Raw genomic sequence first — 21,400 nt, 5'->3', positions numbered from 1 at the left:
GTCAGGCCACGTAGCTGACGCTGACGATCTCGTACTCGCGCTGGCCGGCCGGGGCGTCGATCACGATCGAATCGCCTTCCAGCTTGCCGATCATCGCGCGCGCCACCGGCGAGGAAATGGCGATCAGCCCCAGCTTGATGTCCGCTTCCAGGTCACCGACGATCTGGTACTTCTTCTCTTCGTCGGTTTCCACGTCGGCCAGGGTCACGCTGGCGCCGAACACCACCTTGGAGCCAGCATTGAGCTTGCTCACGTCGATGATCTCGGCGTGCGAGAGCTCGCCTTCCAGCTGCTTGATGCGGCCTTCGATGAAGCCCTGCTCCTCGCGCGCGGCGTGGTACTCGGCGTTTTCCTTCAGGTCGCCGTGCTCACGCGCTTCAGCGATCGCGGCGATCACCTTCGGGCGCTTGACCGACTTCAGGTGATCCAGTTCATCGCGCAGCTTCTGCGCGCCCTTCATCGTGATGGGGGCTCTCATGCATTCAACTCCTTGTGCAGCTCCTGCAGCGACCAGACGGGGCCGGTGCCGCGGAATTCCAGTGAATCCACCAGCGCCTTGGCGCCGGCAATGGTGGTCGAGTAGGTGACGCGGTGCTGCAGCGCCTCGCGACGGATCGAGAACGAATCGTTGATCGCGGCACGGCCTTCGGTCGTGTTGACGATGTAGACGATCTCGCCGTTCTTGATCGAGTCGACGACGTGCGGACGACCTTCGACCACCTTGTTGATGATCTCGCAGTCCATGCCGTGCTGCTGCAGCCACGCGGCGGTGCCACGGGTGGCGACCAGCGTGTAGCCACGCGCCAGCAGGGCCTTGGCCACCGGCAGCACGCGCTTCTTGTCCGGGTCACGCACCGAGACGAAGGCCTTGCCGACCGGCGGGGCCTTGATGCCGCCCGCTTCCTGCGCACGCGCGAAGGCGGCGTTGAAGGTGCGGCCGACGCCCATCACTTCGCCGGTGGAACGCATTTCCGGCCCGAGGATCGGGTCGACGCCCTGGAACTTGGCGAACGGGAAGATCGCTTCCTTCACCGAGTAGTAGTCCGGCACGATCTCTTCGGTCGCGCCCTGCTCGGCCAGGGTCTTGCCGGCCATGCAGCGCGCGGCGATCTTGGCCAGCGCCATGCCGGTGGCCTTGGACACGAACGGCACGGTACGCGAGGCACGCGGGTTCACTTCCAGCAGGTAGATGGTGTCATCGCCATCGTCGTTGGTCTGGATCGCGAACTGGGTGTTCATCAGGCCGACCACGTTCAGGGCCTTGGCCAGCTCCACCACCTGGCGGCGCAGCTCGGCCTGGGTCTTGGCCGACAGCGAGTACGGCGGCAGCGAGCACGACGAGTCACCGGAGTGCACGCCGGCTTCTTCGATGTGCTCCATCACGCCACCGATCAGGACGTTGCCGTCCTTGTCGGCGATGATGTCCACGTCCACTTCCACGGCGTTGTCCAGGAAGCGGTCCAGCAGCACCGGCGAATCGTTGGACACCTTCACCGCGTCGCGCACGTAGCGGGCCAGGTCGGATTCGCCGTAGACGATCTCCATCGCACGGCCGCCCAGCACGTAGCTCGGGCGCACCACCAGCGGGTAGCCGATCTCACGGGCCAGCAGCAGGGCTTCCTGGTCGTTGCGTGCAATGCGGTTCGGCGGCTGCTTCAGCTTCAGCGAATCCACCAGCTGCTGGAAGCGCTCGCGGTCTTCGGCCAGATCAATCGAATCCGGGCTGGTGCCGATCACCGGCACGCCGTTGGCTTCCAGCGCGCGCGCCAGCTTCAGCGGCGTCTGGCCGCCGTACTGCACGATCACGCCCTTCGGCTGTTCCAGTTCGACGATTTCCAGCACGTCTTCCAGGGTCAGCGGTTCGAAGTACAGGCGGTCGGAGGTGTCGTAGTCGGTCGACACGGTTTCCGGGTTGCAGTTGACCATGATGGTTTCAAAGCCATCCTCGCGCAGCGCCAGTGCCGCGTGCACGCAGCAGTAGTCGAACTCGATGCCCTGGCCGATGCGGTTCGGGCCACCGCCGAGGATCATGATCTTGTCGCGGTTGGTCGGCGCGGCCTCGCACTCGTCCTCGTAGGTCGAGTACAGGTAGGCGGTACCGGTGGAGAACTCACCGGCACAGGAATCGACGCGCTTGTAGACCGGGCGCACCTTGTGGGCACGACGCAGCGCACGGATGGCCGCTTCGTTGGTGCCGGTCAGCTGGGCCAGGCGGGCGTCGGAGAAACCGGCGCGCTTCAGCTTGCGCAGGCGCGCGGCATCCAGTGCGTCGATGCCACCGGCAGCAACTTCAGCTTCGGCCCCGATGATTTCCTCGATCTGGTCCAGGAACCAATGGTCGATGAAGGACAGCGCGTAGATTTCTTCCACGCTCATGCCGGCGCGGAACGCATCGGCCACGTAGAACAGACGCTCCGGGCCCGGGGCCTTCAGCTCGCGACGCAGGGTCTGCAGGTCGTCTTCATTGGTCAGGTCCAGGCCGGTCGGGTCGAAGCCGACCTTGCCGGTTTCCAGGCCACGCAGGGCCTTCTGCATCGACTCCTGGAAGGTACGGCCCATCGCCATCACCTCGCCCACCGACTTCATCTGGGTGGTCAGGCGGGCATCGGCGGCCGGGAACTTCTCGAAGGCGAAGCGCGGAATCTTGGTGACGACGTAGTCGATGGACGGCTCGAACGAGGCCGGGGTCAGGCCGCCGGTGATTTCGTTCTTCAGTTCGTCCAGGGTGTAGCCCACGGCCAGCTTGGCGGCGACCTTGGCGATCGGGAAGCCGGTGGCCTTGGAGGCCAGCGCCGAGGAGCGCGACACGCGCGGGTTCATTTCGATGACGACGACGCGGCCGGTGTTCGGATTGATGCCGAACTGCACGTTCGAACCACCGGTGTCGACGCCGATCTTGCGCAGCACGGCGATGGAGGCATCGCGCAGGCGCTGGTATTCCTTGTCGGTCAGGGTCTGCGCCGGGGCCACGGTGATCGAGTCACCGGTGTGCACGCCCATCGGGTCCAGGTTCTCGATCGAGCAGACGATGATGCAGTTGTCCGCGGTATCGCGGACCACTTCCATCTCGAACTCCTTCCATCCCAGCACCGACTCTTCGACCAGAACTTCGGTGGTCGGCGACAGTTCCAGGCCGCGGCTGACGATCTCGACCAGCTCTTCGCGGTTGTAGGCGATGCCGCCACCGCTGCCGCCCAGGGTGAAGCTTGGGCGGATGATGGTCGGGTAGCCGACGCGGGTCTGGATCTCCAGCGCCTCGTCCAGGGTGTGGGCGACGGCCGCGGTCGGGCATTCCAGGCCGATCTCACCCATGGCGACGCGGAACAGCTCGCGGTCTTCAGCCATGCGGATCGCTTCGCGCTTGGCGCCGATCAGTTCGACGTTGTACTTCTCCAGCACGCCGTTGTCGGCCAGGTCCAGCGCGCAGTTCAGCGCGGTCTGGCCACCCATGGTCGGCAGCAGTGCATCGGGCTTTTCCTTGGCGATGATCTTCTCGACCGTCTGCCAGTTGATCGGCTCGATGTAGACGGCGTCGGCCATCTCCGGGTCGGTCATGATGGTGGCCGGGTTGCTGTTGACCAGCACCACGCGGTAGCCCTCGTCACGCAGGGCCTTGCAGGCCTGGGCGCCGGAGTAGTCGAACTCGCAGGCCTGGCCGATGACGATCGGGCCAGCACCGATGATGAGGATGGTCTTGAGGTCAGTGCGCTTGGGCATTTTCTTCTCTAAGTCAGTACAGCGTGACAAGGGGGGTGATCGCACGCTGTCGATCAGGAATCTTGATCCGCAGCGCCGCGCCAGGGGCAGCAGCGATGCGGGGGCTTACGGTCCATCGCGACGCCACCGGCAAGCCGGCGGCGAACTGATCACGCCTTGCTCTGTTCCATCAGGGCCACGAAGCGGTCGAACAGCGGACCCACGTCGGTCGGGCCAGGCGACGCTTCCGGGTGACCCTGGAACGAGAACGCCGGCACGTCGGTGCGGGCGATGCCCTGGTTGGTGCCGTCGAACAGCGAACGGTGGGTCACGCGCAGGGTCGCCGGCAGGGTCGATTCGTCGACCGCGAAGCCGTGGTTCTGCGAGGTGATCATCACCCGGCCGTCGTCCAGGTCCTGCACCGGGTGGTTGGCACCATGGTGGCCGTGGCCCATCTTCATGGTCTTGGCGCCCGAGGCCAGGCCCAGCAGCTGGTGGCCCAGGCAGATGCCGAAGGTCGGGATCTTCACGTCGATGAAGGTCTTGATCGCTTCGATGGCGTAGTCGCACGGTTCCGGGTCACCCGGGCCGTTGGACAGGAACACGCCGTCCGGCTTCAGCGCCAGCACCTCGGCAGCCGGGGTCTGCGCCGGCACCACGGTCACTTCGCAGCCGCGCTCGGCGAGCATGCGCAGGATGTTGGTCTTCACGCCGAAGTCGTAGGCCACGACCTTGAACCTGGCCGGCACGCTGACGAACGCGTTGGCGTCCAGGTCCAGCTGGCCTTCGGTCCAGGTGTAGGTCTTCTCGGTAGTGACGACCTTGGCCAGATCCATGCCCTTCAGCCCCGGGAACTTGCGGGCGGCTTCCAATGCCTTTTCCACGTCGATGTCGCCGGCCATCAGCGCACCGTTCTGCGCGCCCTTCTCGCGCAGGATGCGGGTCAGTTTGCGGGTGTCGATGCCGGCGATGGCGACCACGCCACGCTGGATCAGCCAGTCCTGCAGCGACACCTGGCTGCGCCAGTTGCTGGGACGGCGCGGCACGTCGCGCACGATCAGGCCAGCCGACCACACCTTGGACGCTTCATTGTCCTGGTCGGTCATGCCGGTGTTGCCGATATGCGGATAGGTCAGCGTGACCATCTGCCGGGCGTAGGACGGGTCGGTCAACACTTCCTGGTAACCGGTCATGGCGGTGTTGAACACCACCTCACCGACGGACAGGCCGGGCGCGCCTACGGATTCGCCCTCGAATACGGTGCCGTCTTCGAGGACGAGGATTGCGGCTTGGGTCACGGAAATCTCACTTTGGCTACCGAGGGGGCTGCCGAAGTCACGCCTGCGCTTCACGGAAATCCGGTTGCAAAAAAGCGCGGACGTACGGTCTGGGACCGGTCCGGCTTTCGTGATTCGGCGAGTGCGAATTGTAGCGCTGCCGGGGCGCTCGCGCCAGCGGTTATATCGCTTTATGAACAGGCGATTGCGTATTCATTTCAATCCGGCAGCGTATGCGGGCCATTGGCAGGGGTCGGATCCTTTCCCGAACGGGAAAGGCTCTGAGCCCTGGTGCCCCCAAATGGGGTCAGAGCCCTTTCCGTTGGAAAGGGATCCGACCCCTCGGATCAACGCGCCGGTCCGTCCAGCAGGTCCCGCACCCGGTAGCTGCCCGGCGCCCGCCCCTGCAGTTGGCGGGCGGCAAACAGCGCGCCGCGGGCGAAGATGTCGCGGTTGGTGGCGCGGTGCACCAGCTCGATGCGCTCGCCCAGCCCGGTGAACTGCACCAGGTGCTCGCCGACGATGTCGCCGGCCCGCAGGCTGGCGTAGTGCGGCTCCGCCCCGCCCCGCTGCGCGGCCGCGCCCAGGGTCAGCGCGGTACCCGACGGTGCATCCTTCTTCTGCGTGTGGTGCGACTCGACCACATCGCAGTCCCAGCCGGCCAGCGCCTGCGCGGCGCGCTCGACCAGTTCATCCAGCACCGCCACGCCCAGGCTGAAGTTCGACGCCCAGACCAGCGGGATCGCGCCCGCGGCGGCTTCCAGCGCCTGCCGCTGCGCGCTGGAAATGCCGGTAGTGCCGGACACCAGGCCCGCACCGCGCTCCACGCACAGTGCCAGCATCGGGTCGAAGCCTTCAGGCAGGCTGAAATCGATGGCCACGTCGAACGCCGGCGCGCCTGCCACCTCGCTGGCGGCGAAGTACGGCACGCCCTCGATCACGCGCTGGGCCGGTGCGCGGCCGGTCACGGCGGCCACGACCTGCAGGGTTTCGGGGTGTTCGGCAGCCAGGCGCAGCAGGGCCTGGCCCATGCGCCCGGAAGCGCCATGGATGAGCAATCGCAGGGGAGTCTGGTTCATGCACGCAGGCTAGCGGCAGCGCGGTCGATCCGGCAAGCACCATCACTGTTACGCTGCATGCCCTTTCAGGCAATGGAACGCATTCCCATCATGCAGATCAGCGAACAACTGGTCCTGGTCACCGGCGCAGGACGCGGCCTGGGCACGCATATCGCCCGCGCATTCGCCGCACAGGGCGCACGCGTGGTCGTCAACTACCAGCGCAGCGAGGCGCCGGCCCGGGCGTTGGCCAGGGAACTGGGCGGACAGGCCCTGGCCGTGCAGGCCGATGTCACCGACCGCGACCAGGTCGCCGCGATGCTGCAGCAGGCGCAGGCGCATTTCGGCCAGGGCGTGACCACGGTGGTGAACAATGCCCTGGCGGCGTTTTCGTTCAACGGCGATGCGCGCGACCAGGCCGGTGACATCGGCTGGCCCGCGTTCCAGGCACAGTTCGAAGGCAGCGTGCGCGGCGCGCTCAACACCGTCCAGGCCGCCCTGCCCGGCATGCAGGCGCAGCGCTTCGGCCGGATCATCAACATCGGCACCAACCTGTTCCAGAACCCGGTGGTGCCCTACCACGACTACACCGCCGCCAAGGCCGCCCTGCTCTCGCTGACCCGCACCCTGGCCGGCGACCTCGGCCCGCACGGCATCACGGTGAACATGCTGTCCGGCGGCCTGCTGCGCAGCACCGATGCCAGCGCGGCCACGCCCGAGGCGGTGTTCGACTACATCGCCGCCAATACACCGCTGCGCAGCGTCACCACGCCGGTCGAGTTCGCCGATGCCGTGCTGTTCTTCGCCAGCCCGTGGGCGCGCGCGGTCACCGGCCAGAACCTGGTCGTCGACGGCGGGCTGGTCAGGGACTAGTAGATCCACGCCACGCGTGGATGGGGTCAAGGCGATTCAGTCGAGCAAGCTCGACTCTACTTCTTGGTCGGCCCGCAGCTGTCGCAGCCACCGCAGGCGCCGCCACCGCCGCTGGCCGGGGGCGCGATCTTCCGCCCCAGGCCCTGCATCCAGGCCGCGCGGCCCGGCTTCAGCAGGGCCAGTGCCAGCGTGCTGCGCAGCCTGCGCGTGGTACCCGGAAACTGCTTCTTCATCACCACCCACACGCTGGCCAGCACGGCCACCGCGACGATGAGGTATTGGATCAGCAGGCCGGCGTCCATCAGCCGCCTCCCAGCGCCACGGTCACCTGGTAGGTGATCAGTGCCGCCACGTAAGCCGCCGCGAACAGGTACAGCGCCGAGAAGCCCATCGTCTTCCACGAATTGGTTTCGCGTTTGATGGTGGCCAGCGTCGAAATGCACATCGGTGCGTAGATGAACCACACCATCAGTGCCAGGCCGGTGGCCAGCGACCAGCCATCGGCCACCACCGGCGACAGCGCCGAGATGGCCGCATCGTCATCGGCCGCCGACAGCGCGTAGACCGTGGCCAGCGAGGACACCGCCACTTCGCGCGCGGCCAGGCCCGGGATCAGCGCGATGCAGATCTGCCAGTTGAAGCCCAGCGGCGCGAAGATCGCGGTCATCGCATGGCCGATCTGGCCGGCGTAGCTGTAATCGATGGCCGGCATGGTGGCGTCGGCTGGGGCGCCCGGGAAGGTCAGCAGCACCCATAGCAGGATGGTCAGGGCCAGGATGATGCCGCCCACCCGGCGCAGAAAGATCATGCCGCGCTCATACAGGCCCACGGCCAGGTCGCGCACGTGCGGCAGGCGGTAGGACGGCAGCTCCAGCATCAGCGGATGCTCGCTCTTGTCGCGGCGCCACTTCTTCATCACCCACGACATCACCAGCGCGCTGAGGATGCCGGCCACGTACAGCCCGAACAGGACCAGGCCCTGCCGGTTGAAGATGCCGACCTTGCCGGCCGGGATGAACGCACCGATCAGCAGCGCGTACACCGGCAGTCGTGCCGAGCAGGTCATCAGCGGCGCGACCAGGATGGTCGCCAGGCGATCGCGCGGGTCCTGGATGCTGCGGGTGGCCATGATGCCCGGCACCGCGCAGGCAAAGCTGGACAGCAGCGGGATGAAGGAACGGCCCGACAGGCCGGCGCCCGCCATCATGCGATCGAGCAGGAAGGCCGCGCGCGGCAGATAGCCGGACTCCTCCAGCGCCAGGATGAAGGCGAACAGGATCAGGATCTGCGGCAGGAAGACCACCACCCCGCCGAGGCCGGCGATGATGCCGTCGGTCAGCAGGCTGGTCAGCGGGCCTTCGGGCAGCACGCCGCCGACGAATTCGCCCAGCCAGCCGAAGCCGGCTTCGATGCCATCCATCAGCGGCGTGGCCCAGGCGAACACCGCCTGGAAGATCAGGAACATGACCACCACCAGGGTGATCAGGCCGAACACCGGGTGCAGCAGCCAGCGGTCCAGGGTGTCGTCGATCTTCGCGGTGCGCGCCGGCATGCTGACGGCCGCCGCAAGGATGCTGCGCACCTTGGCGTGGTAATCGATGCTGCCCTCGACGCCGGCCAGCGGCGCATCCAGGTGCGGCACCATCGCATCGAGGCGGTCGACCAGGGCCTTGGCGCCCTGCTTGCGCACGGCCACGGTTTCCACCACCGGCACGCCGATCTCGCGCTCCAGTGCGGCCACGTCGATGCGGATGCCACGGCGCTGGGCCGCGTCCACCATGTTCAGCGCGATGACCATCGGCTTGCCCAGCTCACGCAGTTCCAGCGCAAAGCGCAGGTGCAGGCGCAGGTTGGTGGCGTCGATCACGCACAGCAGGACGTCCGGTGCGGCCTCGCCCGGGTAGAAGCCCCGGCACAGGTCGCGGGTGATCGCCTCATCCAGGCTGGCCGGCTGCAGGCTGTAGGCGCCCGGCAGGTCGAGCACAGCGAACTCGCGGTCGGACGGCGCACGCAGGCGGCCTTCCTTGCGCTCGACGGTGACGCCGGTGTAGTTGGCGACCTTCTGCCGGCTGCCGGTCAGCTGGTTGAACAGCGCGGTCTTGCCGCTGTTGGGATTGCCGACCAGCGCGATGCGCAGGGGAGCGGCGTTGACGGCAGCATTCATGCACGGGACTCCACACGGGCGGTGTCGATGACGATCCGCTTGGCTTCACTGATACGCAGTGCGAAACGGGTGAACCCGACCTGCACCAGCAGCGGCTCGCCACCGACCGGCCCCTTGGCCACCAGGCGCACTTCCTCGCCCTTGACGAAACCCAGCTCTCGCAGGCGCCGGGCGATGGCATCGTTGGCGTGCAGATCCTGCACGGAATCGACCACGGCCGGGGTATGCAGGGGCAGTTCGGACAGCGTCATCTAGCGCGATCTCAGCTGGATGTAAATGGTTCTCGATTCTAACATTCCCGCGTCGCGTCATGGCCCATGACCAATGGCCCGCTATGATCCATACAGGTATGGAGTAACCCCGGAATCCCATGAACGATGCTTTGCTGATCGAGCGCGATGGCGCCGTCCTGACCCTCTGGCTGAACCGGCCGGAGCTGCACAATGCCTTCGACGCGAGCCTGATCGCCCGACTGACCGCTGCCCTGGAAGCCGCCGGCCGCGACCCGGCGGTGCGGGTGGTGGTGCTGGCCGGCCACGGCGCGTCCTTCTCCGCCGGTGCCGACCTGCAGTGGATGCGAGGCATGGCCGCCGCCAGCGAGGCCGAGAACCGCGAGGATTCCCTGGCTCTGGCGCGCCTGATGCGCACCCTGGACGAGCTGCCCAAGCCGACCCTGGCCCGGGTCCATGGCGCAGCCTTCGGTGGCGGCGTCGGCCTGGTCGCCTGCTGCGACATCGCCATCGCCACCAGCGCGGCCCGTTTCGGCCTGACCGAGAGCCGCCTGGGCCTGCTGCCGGCGGTGATCTCGCCCTACGTGATCGAGGCCATCGGCCCACGCCAGGCCCGCCGATGGTTCGCCACCGGCGAGCACTTCGATGCGGAAACCGCCCTGCGCATCGGCCTGGTCCACCAGCTGGTCGAGCCCGAGCGCCTGGACGACGCCGTGCAGCGCCAGCTGGCCCTGCTGGACAAGGCCGGCCCGATCGCCTCGTCCTCGGCCAAGGAACTGGTCCGCCAGGTCCGCGACAGCCACGACCGTGACACCCTGGACCGCGACAATGCCGCCCTGATCGCGCGCCTGCGGGTGTCGGCCGAGGGCCAGGAAGGGCTGGGCGCCTTCCTCGACAAGCGCGCCCCGCACTGGGTGACGGAGGCCTGATCTGCCCCGACGGCAACGAACATCGCGGCCGTCTGCCACCACTTCAACTGATTCCCGCACAGGAATGTGGCCGCTTTCGCGGCCGACCTGCGTATCCCTGTTGGCAGCCCGGTGGAGACCGGGCCGCCCCCGTTCTCCAGGAACCCCCGTGATCGCACCCGCTTCCGCACCTGCCGCCCGCCCCACCCTGCCCGCCATGGAGGTGCGCCGATGAGCGATTTCGTCCGCATCGTGGAAGTGGGCCCGCGTGACGGTCTGCAGAACGAAAAGCAGGCGGTAGCCACCGCCGACAAGATCGCCCTGATCGACCGCCTGTCCGCCACCGGCCTGCGCACCATCGAAGCGACCAGTTTCGTCAGCCCGCGCTGGGTTCCGCAGCTTGCCGATGCGGCCGAGGTCTATGCCGGCATCGACCGCCGTCCCGGCATCGCCTACCCGGTGCTGGTTCCCAATGAGCAGGGCTATGACCGTGCGCGCGCCGTGGGCGTACAGGAAGTGGCGGTGTTCACCGCCGCCTCCGAGGCCTTCAACCGCACCAACACGAATGCCGGCATCGACGAGTCCCTGGCCCGCTTCGCGCCGATCCTGCGCCGTGCAGCCGAGGACGGCGTGCGCGTGCGCGGCTACGTCTCCACCGTGCTGGGCTGCCCCTACCAGGGGGAGGTGCCGCTGGCCGACGTGGTGCGCGTGGCCCGTGCCCTGCATGAGATGGGCTGCTACGAAATCTCGCTGGGCGACACCATCGGCGTCGGCACCCCGCACAGGGCGCGGGCCATGCTGAAGGCGGTCGCCGCCGAGATCCCGATGAGCGCCCTGGCCGTGCACTTCCACGATACCTACGGCCAGGCCATCGCCAACATCGCCAGCTGCCTGGAGGAAGGCGTGCGCGTGGTCGACAGTGCGGTATCCGGCGCCGGCGGCTGCCCCTATGCCAAGGGCGCCAGCGGCAACGTGGCCAGCGAGGACGTGGTCTACCTGCTGCAGGGGCTGGGCCTGGATTGCGGCGTGGACCTGTCGGCGCTGGCGGAGACCGGGCACTGGCTGGCCGGCCTGCTCGGTCGCGCCACTGCAAGCCGGGTCGGGCAGGCCCTGGCGGCGACATGAACGACAGCGGCCCGCGCGACGTCCCGGCCTACGGCGAAGCATCCGCCGTGACCGACGACGCGCTGGCCGCACTGCAGGCCGCGCTGGCGGGCGCCCCGCCCGCCGCGCAGGCCCGCCTGCTGCGGCAGGCGATGGAGGCACTGATCGACGCCCGCCTGCGGATGGGCGAGGCACAGGAACGCTACGCCGCCCTGTTCGATGCGGTGCCCGACCCGGTCAGCATCCTCAGCGCCGACGGCGTGGTGCTGGACGTCAACCGCGCCGGCGTCCACGCCTACGACCGCCCACGCGAGGCCATCGTCGGCCAGCCGATCGAACTGCTCAATCCCGACCTGCCCAGCGACCACCTGCAGCCGGTCTGGGAAGCGCTGAACCGCGGTGACACCTATGTCATCGAAGTGACCAACATGCGCGGCGATGGCAGCCGCTTCCCGGTGGAGGTGCATTCGGCCGGCTTCCAGGACCATGGCCAGCCCTGCATCGTGGCCGTGGCGCGCGACCTGAGCGGCCGCTGGCGTGCCGAATCGCGCTACCGCCTGCTGATGGAATCGATCGACAAGGGCGTGATCCTGTTCGACCGCAACCTGCGGGTGATCTCGGCCAACCCGGCCGCGCACCGCGTCCTCGGCATCACCAGCAACGGCAATGCCTTCGACGCCCTGCTCGACCCCGAGGCCTGGCTGATCGTCGACGAGCACGGCAACACCCTCACCCAGGCACAGTGGCCGACCATCCGCTGCTTCCAGGCCGGGCGGGTCATCCGCAGCACGATCATCGGCCTGTACCACCGCCCGCGCGGGCGCATGCTGTGGCTGTCGACCACCAACGTGCCGGTGTTCGGCACCGGCTGCGACCAGGCCGACCATGTCTATTCGATGTTCAGCGACATCACCGAGCTCAAACGCAACAACCTGCTGTTCGCGCGGGCGCAGTCGCTGGCGCACATCGGCGGTTGGGAATGGGACCGCAGCCTGCAGCGCCTGTACCTGACCGATGAGGCCCGGCGCATTGTCGGCCAGCCCGACGACCTGCAGGACATGACGGACCTGCTCGACTGCCTGCGCAGCGATGACCGCGCCTCCCTGCAGCAGGCCCTGGCCGACACCATCGAACACCGCAGCAGCTTCGGCCTGGAGCTGCAGGGCCAGCGCCGCGACGGCCACTCGTTCTGGATCCGGATGATCGGCGAGGTCTCCACCGGTGATGTCGATGCCGCGCGCATCACCGGCACCGTGCAGGACATCACCGAACGCAAGCAGGCCGAAGAGACCCTGCGCGTGCAGGCGCGCACCGACCCGCTGACCGGCATCATGAACCGCGATGCGGTGCTCACCGATCTCGGCGTGCGCATGGGCAGCCCGGGCCACGACCGGGTGGCGGTGCTGTACATCGATCTGGACCGCTTCAAGGTGGTCAACGACCTGCTCGGCCACAACGCCGGCGACGAGCTGCTGATCGAAGCGACCCGGCGCATCGCCACGGCCATCGGCACCGAAGGCCTGCTCGCCCGCTTCGGTGGCGACGAGTTCCTGGTGATCTGTGACCTGCGCGACCAGCCCGACCAGGCCGAGCAGCTGGCCGAGCGCATCACCGCCGCGTTCTCTTCGCCTTTCCAGCTGGGCAGCGACGAATTCCAGGTCACCGCCAGCATCGGCATCGCCAAGGCCCCGGGCGACGGCGACCGGCCGCAGCAGCTGATCCAGAACGCCGACACCGCCATGTACGAGTGCAAGCGCCGCACCCGCAACGGCTGGCATGTGTTCTCGCAGGAACTGGCCGAGCGCCAGAACGATCGCCTGCAGATCGAGAGCCGGCTGCACAAGGCGCTGGACGGCGATGAGTTCCGCCTGGTCTACCAGCCGCAGATCAACCTGCGCACCGGCGCCATCACCGGCTGCGAGGCGCTGATGCGCTGGCACAACGGCCAGCTGGGTCAGATGCGCCCGGACCTGTTCATCGGCCACGCCGAGCACACCGGCGACATCGTGCAGATCGGCCAGTGGGCGCTGCGCGAGGCCTGCCGGCAGGTGCGGCAATGGCAGGATGATGGCCTGGAGACGATGCGGGTGGCGGTCAACGTGTCCTGGCGGCAGTTCGTCGGCGAGGACCTCGCCCGCTGGGTGCGCCAGGTGCTGGACGAGTTCGAGCTGCCCGGTACGGTGCTGGAACTGGAGTTCACCGAGCGGGTGCTGATCGAGGACGCGCCGGACACCCTGCGCACCTTCGCCCGCCTGCGCGAGATGGGCGTGATGCTGACCATCGACGATTTCGGCGAGGGCTACAGCGCGCTGAACTACCTGCGCCGGCTGCCGATCCACGGCCTGAAGCTGAGCCAGCTGTTCGTCGAGGGCATCCCGCGCAACCGCTCGGACGTGGCGGTGTGCGAGGCGGTCTGCGCGATCGCCCGCAGCCTGGGCCTGGGCGTGGTGGCCGAGGGTGTGGAAACCGAAGCGCAGCGCCAGTGCCTGCTGGGCCTGGGGGTGACCATCGGCCAGGGCTTCCTGTTCGCCCCGGGCCTGCCCGCCGGCGAGTTCGAGCGGCGGCTGCGCGGGCGCGACCCACCCGGCATGTCCCGGGGCGTCGCCGAGTAGAGCCAGGCCATGCCTGGCTGCGGTGCATCGAGGCGCATGACGCTTTGCAGCAGCGCACAACGGCGCGCGCCGTGGCTTCCGTTAGAATCGGCAGTTCTCGAACCTGCAGGACCGTTCAATGCAGCTGTCTTCCGTACGTGCCGTGATCACCGGCGGCGTTTCCGGCCTCGGCCTGGCCGTGGCCCAGCACCTGGTCGCCAACGGCGGCAAGGTCGCCCTGTTCGATCTCAACGACGACAAGGGCGCGGCCGCCGTGGTCGAGCTGGGTGCTGACAAGGCCCGCTATTTCAACGTCAACGTCAGCGATGAGGCGGCGGTGGCCGCGGCCATCGACCAGGCCCACGACTTCCTTGGTGGCCTGAACGTGGCGATGAACTGCGCCGGCATCCTTGGCGCCGGCCGCGTACTGGGCAAGGAGGGTCCGATGCCGCTGGCCGGCTTCCAGGGCACGGTGATGGTCAACCTGGTCGGCAGCTTCAACGTGGCCAAGGCCGCGGCCAACCGCATGCAGCACAACGAGGCCGGCGAAGACGGCGAGCGCGGCGTGATCATCAACACCGCCAGCATCGCCGCCTACGAAGGCCAGATCGGCCAGGCCGCCTATGCCGCCAGCAAGGGCGGCGTGGTCTCGATGACCCTGCCGATGGCCCGCGAGCTCTCGCGCTTCGGCATCCGCGTCAATACCATCGCCCCGGGCGTGTTCTGGACGCCGATGGTGGATGGCATGCCCGAGGCCGTGCAGCAGTCGCTGGCCGCCTCCATCCCGTTCCCGTCGCGCCTGGGCAAGCCGGATGATTTCGCCAGCCTGGTCGGCTTCATCCTCGGCAACACCTACCTCAACGGCGAGACCATCCGCCTGGACGGCGCTACCCGCCTCGCTCCGAAGTGATTCCCCCGGGCGCCGGGACGGCGCCCACCCCCAACGACCAACAACATCATGAAAGCCAACGACATCAAGAAGGGCAACGTCGTCGAGTACAACAACGGCGTGTACCAGATCCGCGACATCGAGCGCAGCTCGCCGCAGGGCCGCGGCGGCAACGTCCGCTTCCGCTTCATCATGTACAGCGTGCCGGGCGGCAACAAGCTCGATGCCAGCTTCGATGCCGACGACAACCTGGTCGAAGTCGAACTGCTGCGCCGCCAGTCCACCTATTCGTACAAGGACGGCGATGCGTTCGTGTTCCTCGATGATGAGGACTACACCCCCTACACCCTCGACGCCGACGTGATCGGTGACGACGCCGGCTACATCACCGACGGCCTGACCGGCATCTACGTGCAGGTGATCGACGAGCAGCCGGTGGCGATCCAGCTGCCCGCCTCGGTCGTGCTGGAAGTGATCGAGACCCCGCCGGAACTGAAGGGCGGCACCGCCACCAAGCGCCCGAAGCCGGCCAAGCTGAACACCGGCATCGAAATCATGGTGCCGGAGTACATTGCCAACGGTGAACGCGTGCTGGTGAACACCGCCACCGGCGAATTCGCCGGCCGCGCCGACTAAGTGTCCCGCGCCGGGCGTGGCCCGGCGCGACCGCCTCCTGTAGATACCGTGTCGTCCTTGCCTAGGCAAGGACGACTTCAGGCTCAAACGGTCGGCCGCTCTTCAGTACTCCCCAGACCAGGTGTATGAGCTTGCGCATCAGCGCACACATGATGACCTTGAATACTTTGCAAGCTCGAAGGCTTAAGAGCCGAGGCAGCGTCATCGGAGCCTCCCGGGGTCACCGGGGGAATTGTGCCTGATCAGGGCGCCATTCCAAGACACAAGAGCCGAGCCCATGCTCGGCTGCTTCTGCTGATGCATCGCGGGCGAAGTGCAGCCGAGCATGGGCTCGGCTCTACAGAATTACGATTATTTGCTGCCGAAGTTGCCGCAGCCGTGGTACTGGTGCGCGCCGATGGTCAGCATCGCCTTGGCCTCGAATGCTTCGCCGCTCATGCCGTCCTGGCAGGTGGTGCGCTGGAAGCTCAGCTTGACGGGCGTGCCATCGGCGGCGTTGCCAGCCCAGCCATCGGCGCCCGCGGTGGGTGTGGCAACCTGGAAACGGCGCTCGCCATAGTCCACCTCGACCTGCAGGCCTGGCGCGTCGCCGTCGACCACGGCCAGCCAGCCGGGTTCATTGCCGCTGGCACGGAACGCTGCGGTGCCTGCGCTGCCGTTGCCTTCGGTTTCGCTCGCGGCGGCACTGTCCGTCGCCGGCTCAGGCACGGGGGCTGGCAGGTCGGCGCCTGCCGCTGCGGCGGGGGCTGGTGCCGGCTGGCACGCGGTGAGGATGATGCCCAGGGAGGCCGCCAACAGGCTGGGAGCTGTACGCATGGCTCGACTCCTTGTCGATACTGCTGAGGACACCTGACCGTACCACTTCGGCGCAGGCAGGGCCTGAAAGCCGCCTGACCGCAGCCCCGCGCACCGGGCAATCAACGAACGGCCACGCCCGCTGCCGGCGCCGCTGCCTGCTCCCGCAGCCGGTTGCCGAGTGCGGCCAGGTTGGCATCGATGTCATCCAGCTCCTGCCGTTGTCCGGCAGGCAGCTCTGCGCGCAGTTGCTGGCGCAGCGACTGCCAGGCAGGCACGGCCGCGGCACTGGCGGCGGTCACGGCCTCGGCGACCACGGCCTGCTCCTCGGCCAGCGGCAACCCGTAACCGGCATCGGCCAGCAACCGGCCCGGCCGCAACCACTGCCCGCTCTGTTCCAGCAGGCCACGCAGCTGCGCGGTTGCCGGGCCGTCCGGCGACGCCAGCAGGCGACGCTTCAAGGTATCGCGCGCACGCAGCTCGGCACGGCGCTGCGCGGCCTGCTCCAGCAGCAGCAATCCGGCGCTGGCGCGCACATCGCCCTGCTGCAGCCACGGCGCGCGCTGCCGTGCGGGCAGCTTCAGCCAGCCACGCACGTCCGCCGCTGGCAAAGCGTTCTGTGCCGCCGCGACCGCAAACAGCTGCTGGTAATGATCGCGTGCGGATGCGAAGTAGTAGCCCTGCGCCTGCGCAGTGGCAGGATCATCCAGCACCCGCGCATCCAGTACCTCCAGCCGCGCCAGACGCCGGCGCAGGCCACGCGGGCTCAGCTGGGCCAGGCCCGCCTCGCCCAGCCGCGGCACGCCGGCCTGCAGCAGCTTGGCCGTTTCCACCGCACAGTTGTTGCTGACGAAGTAATAGCGCCCGTCATAACTCCAGTGCACCTGCGCAGTCCGCTCGAGCAGGCTGGCAATCTCGCTGCGGTCGAGCTTCAACGGCAACGACTGCAGGCCGCGCAGCTCGACCTTGGTGTATTCGTCCACCACCTGCTGCAGCGGCAGCACGAACAGGCGCGACGGATAGCCGCCAGTCAGGCCGCGCCAGTTGGAAATCTGCACGTCGCCAACGAATGCACGGAACGACAGGACGCGGTGGTACTGCAGATCCAGCCGGCACTCGGGCCCCGGCACGCGGCCCGGGCGGCAGATCACCAGCCGCAGCATGCTGTGGCCCCAGCGGCTCATCGGCTGCGCACTGCCTTCGGCCAGCAGGTAGTCCACGGCATAGACGCGCGAAGGGTCCAGCTGCAGCAGCGACGCGGCGCCCTCCTCCTCCTCGGCCTGCAGCAGCGGCACGGTACGCCCGCACTGCGGCGCCGGCAGCGACGGCGGCGTACCGAAATGCTGCTGGTACCACTGCGCCATGGCCGGCCGGCGACAGGCGAATTCGGCATCGAGGACGAAGCGCTCGGCGTTCACCGCCAGGTATTCGGCGGGGTCCTGCAGCTCGTAGGGATCCGGGCTGCGGTCGCTGAAATGATTGGCGCCACGCCCCAGGTGCCACGGCCTGCGCTGCCAGCCGGCCAGATCGCGCCAGCGCGCGCTGCGCGACCAGTTCGCGCCGCTGCGGTCGGCAACGTGGGTCAGTTCATGGATCAGTGCGCTGCGGCGCGCACGGCGCGCACCGGCCTGGCTGTCATCCAGCAGATCCAGGCGCAGGGCGATGCGCCCGGCGAATGCGCGGCCGTGTACCTGTGCCGGCAGATCATCGCGCCACGACACCCGTACCTGCGCGGGCAAGGCACGCAGCAGGCCATCGGGCAGCAGCGCCTGCACGTCGTCCAGCGTCTGCCGGGCGAGCTGCTGTTGCGGCTCGCTCAGTCCGGCCGGATCGAGCTGCAGGCGATCGGCGGCGTGCGCAGCATGCGCGATCAGCAGTAGAGCCACGCCATGCGTGGCTGCGTTCCGTGCAGATGTCATGGAATTGCCGGCCAGCGGCCGGCACTACCGGAAGGCCGGATCAGCGCGCCAGCAGCGCGCGGGCCAGCTGCAGGTCACTCTGCTGCTGGGCAGCGGCATCCTGCTCGCGCAGGTGCGCCAGTGCCGCCTGCAGGCGTGCGCCACGGATCTGGCCATCGCTGGCAACGAAGGCAGCCGCGTCATCGCGCGCCGCCAGCACGACCTTGTCATCACCCGAACTGCTGCCCGAGGTGCCTGCCGAAGAAGCGGAGGCCGAACCGGCCGACGTACCGGCAGACGAGCCGGCGAAGCTGGAAGCAAAGCCGGCCAGCGGCAGGGACAGCAGGGCGAGCAGCAGAAGCGGACGGGTCATCGTGGTCAGGCCATCAGTGGGTATGCATGGAGCGTAATGGTTGCGTGAAGTCTTTGCCTGCATCAGACGTCGAACAGCTTGCCTGGATTCAGCCGCGCGTCGGGATCGAACGCGCGCTTGACCGCCTTCATCAGCGTGATTTCCGCCGGGCCGCGCGTGCTGTCCAGGTAGCCCTTCTTGACCAGGCCGATGCCGTGCTCGGCCGAAATGCTGCCATCGAAGCGCGCCAGCACCTGCGCCAGCAGCTTGGTCACGTGCTCGCACTGCGTTACGAAATCGGCGTCGCTGGTGTCATCGGGCTTGAGCACGTTGATGTGCAGGTTGCCGTCACCGATGTGGCCGAACCAGACCACGTCGAAATGCGGATACGCCTCGCCGATCAGCGCCTGGGTCTCGGCCAGGAACGCCGGCATCGCCGAGATCCGCACCGAGACGTCGTTCTTGTACGGCTTGTAGCGCGCGACTGCCTCGGTGATGCCCTCGCGCAGGCGCCACAGCTGGGCGGCCTGGGCATCACTGGCACTGATCACGCCATCGCTGACCCAGCCATTGCCCATGCAGTCCTCGAAGGCCGCCATGGCCGCTGCTTCCTGCGCCTCGTCATTGGCGGCGAATTCGGTGACCACGTAATACGGGTGCACCTCATCGAACGGCGCCTGCGCACCGTGCGCCAGCACGTGTTCGAGCGCGCGCTCGGTGAAGAATTCGAAGGCCTGCAGCTGCAGGCGCGCACGGAAGGCGGCGAATACCTGCATCAGCACGTCGAAACTGGGCACCGCCAGCAGCATCACATTGCTGGCCGGCGGCGGGTCGGTCAGCTTCACCGTGGCTTCGACGATCACGCCCAGCGTGCCTTCCGAACCGATCATCAGCTGGCGGAAGTCGTAGCCGCTGGAGTTCTTGATCAGGCCCTTGTTGAGTTCCAGCAGCTCACCGCTGGCGGTGACCACCTTCAGCCCGGCGATCCATTCGCGGGTGTTGCCGTAGCGGATCACGCGGATGCCGCCGGCATTGGTCGCGATGTTGCCGCCGATCGAGCACGAGCCGCGCGCCGCGAAATCCACCGGATAGATCAGGCCGTGGTCCAGCGCGGCGTTGTGCAGCGCCTCCAGCGGCATGCCCGCCTGCACCACCAGGGTGCGGTCGACGGCGTCGTAGGCCAGCACCTTGTTCATCCGCTCCAGGCTCAGCACCAGCTCGCCATTGGCCGCCACCGCGCCGCCGGACAGGCCGGTGCGGCCGCCCGAGGGCACCACTGACACAGCCTCGGCCGCGCTCCAGCGCATCACCGCCTGCACCTCCTCCACCGTTGCCGGCAAGGCAATCGCCAGCGGCGCTGGGGTCCAGCGCCGGGTCCAGTCGCGGCCGTAATGCTCCAGGTCGGCAGGGTCGGTCTTCAGCTTCAGGCCGGGACAGGCCTGCTGCAGCGAGGCGATGCGGGAATCGGTCATGACAGTCCAGCGCGGTGCGTGAAGAACGGGCAAGCGTGCCAGCGGCGCGGGCCAGCGTCCAGCCCCGTCAATGGCCAGCAGATGGCTACGAATGCAACTATTTCCGCACTGCACCATGGCCCCGGCGATCTGGCATAGTGGTCAGCCCCTGTCCCACTGGCCGTGCCGCACCATGTCGCCGAAGAAGACCTCGTTCCCCAAGCAGGATATCCGCGTGCTGTTGCTGGAGGGGGTCAGCCAGACCGCCGTGGAGGTGTTCACCTCCGCCGGCTACAGCCAGATCGAAGCGCATAGCAAGGCGCTGCCGGAAGACGAACTGAAGGCGCGCATCGCCGAGGCGCACATCGTCGGCATCCGCTCGCGCACGCAACTCAGCGCCGAGGTGCTGGCCGAGGCCAAGCGCCTGATCGCGGTGGGCTGCTTCTGCATCGGCACCAACCAGGTCGACCTGGACGCGGCCGAGCTGGCCGGCATCCCGGTGTTCAACGCCCCCTATTCCAACACCCGCAGCGTGGCCGAGCTGGTCATCGCCGAAGCGATCATGCTGACCCGCGGCATTCCGCAGAAGAATGCCGAATGCCATCGCGGCGGCTGGTCGAAGTCGGCCAGCGGCAGCCATGAAGTGCGTGGCAAGACCCTGGGCATCATCGGCTACGGCCACATCGGCACCCAGGTCGGCGTACTGGCTGAATCGCTGGGCATGCAGGTGATCTTCCACGACGTGGAAACCAAGCTGTCGCTGGGCAACGCCCGCGCTGCCGCCAGCCTGGACGACCTGCTGGCGCGCGCCGACATCGTCACCCTGCACGTGCCGGAAACCCCGTCCACGCAGTGGATGATCGGCGCCACCGAGCTGGCGAAGATGCGCCCCGGCGCGCACGTGATCAATGCCGCGCGCGGCACCGTGGTCGACATTGATGCCCTGGATGCAGCGCTGGCCAGCGGCCATATCGGCGGCGCCGCGCTGGACGTGTTCCCGGTCGAGCCGAAGGGCAACGGCGATGTCTTCGAATCGCCGCTGACCCGCCACGACAACGTGATCCTGACCCCGCACGTGGGCGGCAGCACGCTGGAAGCACAGGACAACATCGGCATCGAGGTGGCGGCCAAGCTGGTGCGCTACAGCGACAACGGCAGCACCCTGTCGGCGGTCAACTTCCCGGAAGTGACCCTGCCCGAGCACGCCGACAGCCTGCGCCTGCTGCACATCCACCAGAACGTGCCGGGCGTGCTGTCCAAGGTCAACGAGATCTTCTCGCGCCACAACGTCAACATCGACGGCCAGTTCCTGCGCACCGACCCGAAGGTGGGCTACGTGGTGATCGACATCACCGCCAGCGAGGAACAGGCCGGCGGCGTGCGTGACGAGCTGGCCGCGATCCCGGGCACCCTGCGCACCCGCATTCTGTACTGATGAAGGCGTCGCCGGGCATGGCCCGGCCCGCACGACGGTAGCG

18 protein-coding genes and 1 pseudogene are annotated in these 21,400 nt (G+C 67.9%); 7 read left to right on the top strand and 12 right to left on the bottom strand.

The genetic code is table 11. From position 1 onward, the window contains the following. Position 1: 1 nt before the first annotated feature. From greA to dapB, 4 genes are all read right to left on the bottom strand, one after another. Positions 2-478 (bottom strand): transcription elongation factor GreA, encoded by a 477-nt coding sequence (greA, locus tag C1925_RS10005; RefSeq protein WP_079221743.1) that lies wholly within the window; start codon positions 476-478, stop codon positions 2-4. Further along, positions 475-3,717 (bottom strand): carbamoyl-phosphate synthase large subunit, encoded by a 3,243-nt coding sequence (gene carB, locus C1925_RS10000; protein WP_108768738.1) that lies wholly within the window; start codon positions 3,715-3,717, stop codon positions 475-477. Before carB ends, greA begins: the two co-directional genes overlap by 4 nt. A 149-nt stretch (positions 3,718-3,866) precedes the next feature. Beyond that, positions 3,867-4,994 (bottom strand): glutamine-hydrolyzing carbamoyl-phosphate synthase small subunit, encoded by a 1,128-nt coding sequence (gene carA, locus C1925_RS09995; protein ID WP_108768737.1) that lies wholly within the window; start codon positions 4,992-4,994, stop codon positions 3,867-3,869. Positions 4,995-5,320: 326 nt separating this feature from the next. Beyond that, a complete protein-coding gene (dapB, locus tag C1925_RS09990) occupies positions 5,321-6,052 on the bottom strand; it encodes a 4-hydroxy-tetrahydrodipicolinate reductase (RefSeq protein ID WP_108768736.1) in 732 nt (243 codons plus the stop codon). A 72-nt stretch (positions 6,053-6,124) separates the two neighbouring features. On the opposite strand from dapB, the gene C1925_RS09985 reads away from it, so the two are divergent. Continuing rightward, positions 6,125-6,904: a 3-oxoacyl-ACP reductase gene (locus C1925_RS09985; RefSeq protein ID WP_174213540.1), complete on the top strand. Its 780-nt coding sequence runs from the start codon at positions 6,125-6,127 to the stop codon at positions 6,902-6,904. A gap of 56 nt (positions 6,905-6,960) precedes the next feature. On the opposite strand, the gene C1925_RS09980 is transcribed toward C1925_RS09985, so the two are convergent. Genes C1925_RS09980 through C1925_RS09970 form a run of 3 tightly spaced genes read right to left on the bottom strand, consistent with a single transcriptional unit; the run spans position 6,961 to position 9,319 of the window. Further along, complete coding sequence (locus C1925_RS09980) at positions 6,961-7,206, bottom strand: DUF6587 family protein (RefSeq protein WP_108768735.1); 246 nt, start codon at positions 7,204-7,206, stop codon at positions 6,961-6,963. Continuing rightward, on the bottom strand, positions 7,206-9,068 hold the full coding sequence (gene feoB / locus C1925_RS09975; RefSeq protein WP_108768734.1) for a ferrous iron transport protein B: 1,863 nt from the start codon (positions 9,066-9,068) through the stop codon (positions 7,206-7,208). Before feoB ends, C1925_RS09980 begins: the two co-directional genes overlap by 1 nt. Beyond that, complete coding sequence (locus tag C1925_RS09970; RefSeq protein ID WP_108768733.1) at positions 9,065-9,319, bottom strand: FeoA family protein; 255 nt, start codon at positions 9,317-9,319, stop codon at positions 9,065-9,067. Before C1925_RS09970 ends, feoB begins: the two co-directional genes overlap by 4 nt. A gap of 119 nt (positions 9,320-9,438) precedes the next feature. On the opposite strand from C1925_RS09970, the gene C1925_RS09965 reads away from it, so the two are divergent. The 5 genes from C1925_RS09965 (at position 9,439) to yeiP (ending at position 15,426) form a co-directional block, all read left to right on the top strand. Next, positions 9,439-10,227: an enoyl-CoA hydratase/isomerase family protein gene (locus C1925_RS09965; protein WP_108768732.1), complete on the top strand. Its 789-nt coding sequence runs from the start codon at positions 9,439-9,441 to the stop codon at positions 10,225-10,227. Between the two features lie 210 nt (positions 10,228-10,437). Continuing rightward, positions 10,438-11,331, top strand: a complete 894-nt coding sequence (locus C1925_RS09960; RefSeq protein WP_108768731.1) for a hydroxymethylglutaryl-CoA lyase — start codon at positions 10,438-10,440, stop codon at positions 11,329-11,331. Further along, complete coding sequence (locus C1925_RS09955; protein WP_108768730.1) at positions 11,328-13,922, top strand: EAL domain-containing protein; 2,595 nt, start codon at positions 11,328-11,330, stop codon at positions 13,920-13,922. The genes C1925_RS09960 and C1925_RS09955 overlap by 4 nt, the downstream gene beginning before the upstream one ends. Positions 13,923-14,040: 118 nt before the next feature. Then, positions 14,041-14,811: an SDR family NAD(P)-dependent oxidoreductase gene (locus C1925_RS09950; protein ID WP_108768729.1), complete on the top strand. Its 771-nt coding sequence runs from the start codon at positions 14,041-14,043 to the stop codon at positions 14,809-14,811. A gap of 48 nt (positions 14,812-14,859) precedes the next feature. Then, positions 14,860-15,426, top strand: a complete 567-nt coding sequence (gene yeiP, locus C1925_RS09945; RefSeq protein ID WP_079221730.1) for an elongation factor P-like protein YeiP — start codon at positions 14,860-14,862, stop codon at positions 15,424-15,426. A 61-nt stretch (positions 15,427-15,487) separates the two neighbouring features. Here yeiP and C1925_RS09940 read toward each other — a convergent pair. From C1925_RS09940 to C1925_RS09920, 5 genes and pseudogenes are all read right to left on the bottom strand, one after another. After that, a pseudogene (locus C1925_RS09940) lies at positions 15,488-15,595 on the bottom strand (IS110 family transposase); the annotation flags it as partial. A gap of 182 nt (positions 15,596-15,777) precedes the next feature. Beyond that, on the bottom strand, positions 15,778-16,242 hold the full coding sequence (locus tag C1925_RS09935) for a hypothetical protein (RefSeq protein ID WP_108768728.1): 465 nt from the start codon (positions 16,240-16,242) through the stop codon (positions 15,778-15,780). A gap of 101 nt (positions 16,243-16,343) precedes the next feature. Further along, the gene (locus C1925_RS09930; protein WP_108768727.1) at positions 16,344-18,140 is read right to left on the bottom strand and encodes a DUF4105 domain-containing protein; all 1,797 of its coding nucleotides are present in this window, start codon (positions 18,138-18,140) and stop codon (positions 16,344-16,346) included. A gap of 40 nt (positions 18,141-18,180) precedes the next feature. Then, positions 18,181-18,492: a DUF2388 domain-containing protein gene (locus tag C1925_RS09925; RefSeq protein ID WP_108768726.1), complete on the bottom strand. Its 312-nt coding sequence runs from the start codon at positions 18,490-18,492 to the stop codon at positions 18,181-18,183. Between the two features lie 62 nt (positions 18,493-18,554). Continuing rightward, on the bottom strand, positions 18,555-19,943 hold the full coding sequence (locus tag C1925_RS09920) for an FAD-binding oxidoreductase (RefSeq protein ID WP_108768725.1): 1,389 nt from the start codon (positions 19,941-19,943) through the stop codon (positions 18,555-18,557). Positions 19,944-20,115: 172 nt separating this feature from the next. Between C1925_RS09920 and serA the strand changes: the two genes are divergently transcribed. Next, a complete protein-coding gene (serA, locus tag C1925_RS09915; RefSeq protein WP_108768724.1) occupies positions 20,116-21,357 on the top strand; it encodes a phosphoglycerate dehydrogenase in 1,242 nt (413 codons plus the stop codon). Positions 21,358-21,400: the final 43 nt, after the last annotated feature.

Origin of the sequence: Stenotrophomonas sp. SAU14A_NAIMI4_5, assembly GCF_003086795.1 — a bacterium.
Classification (GTDB): domain Bacteria; phylum Pseudomonadota; class Gammaproteobacteria; order Xanthomonadales; family Xanthomonadaceae; genus Stenotrophomonas.
The sequence above is the reverse complement of the archived record's forward strand: the minus strand, read 5'-3'. Positions and strand labels throughout refer to the sequence as shown.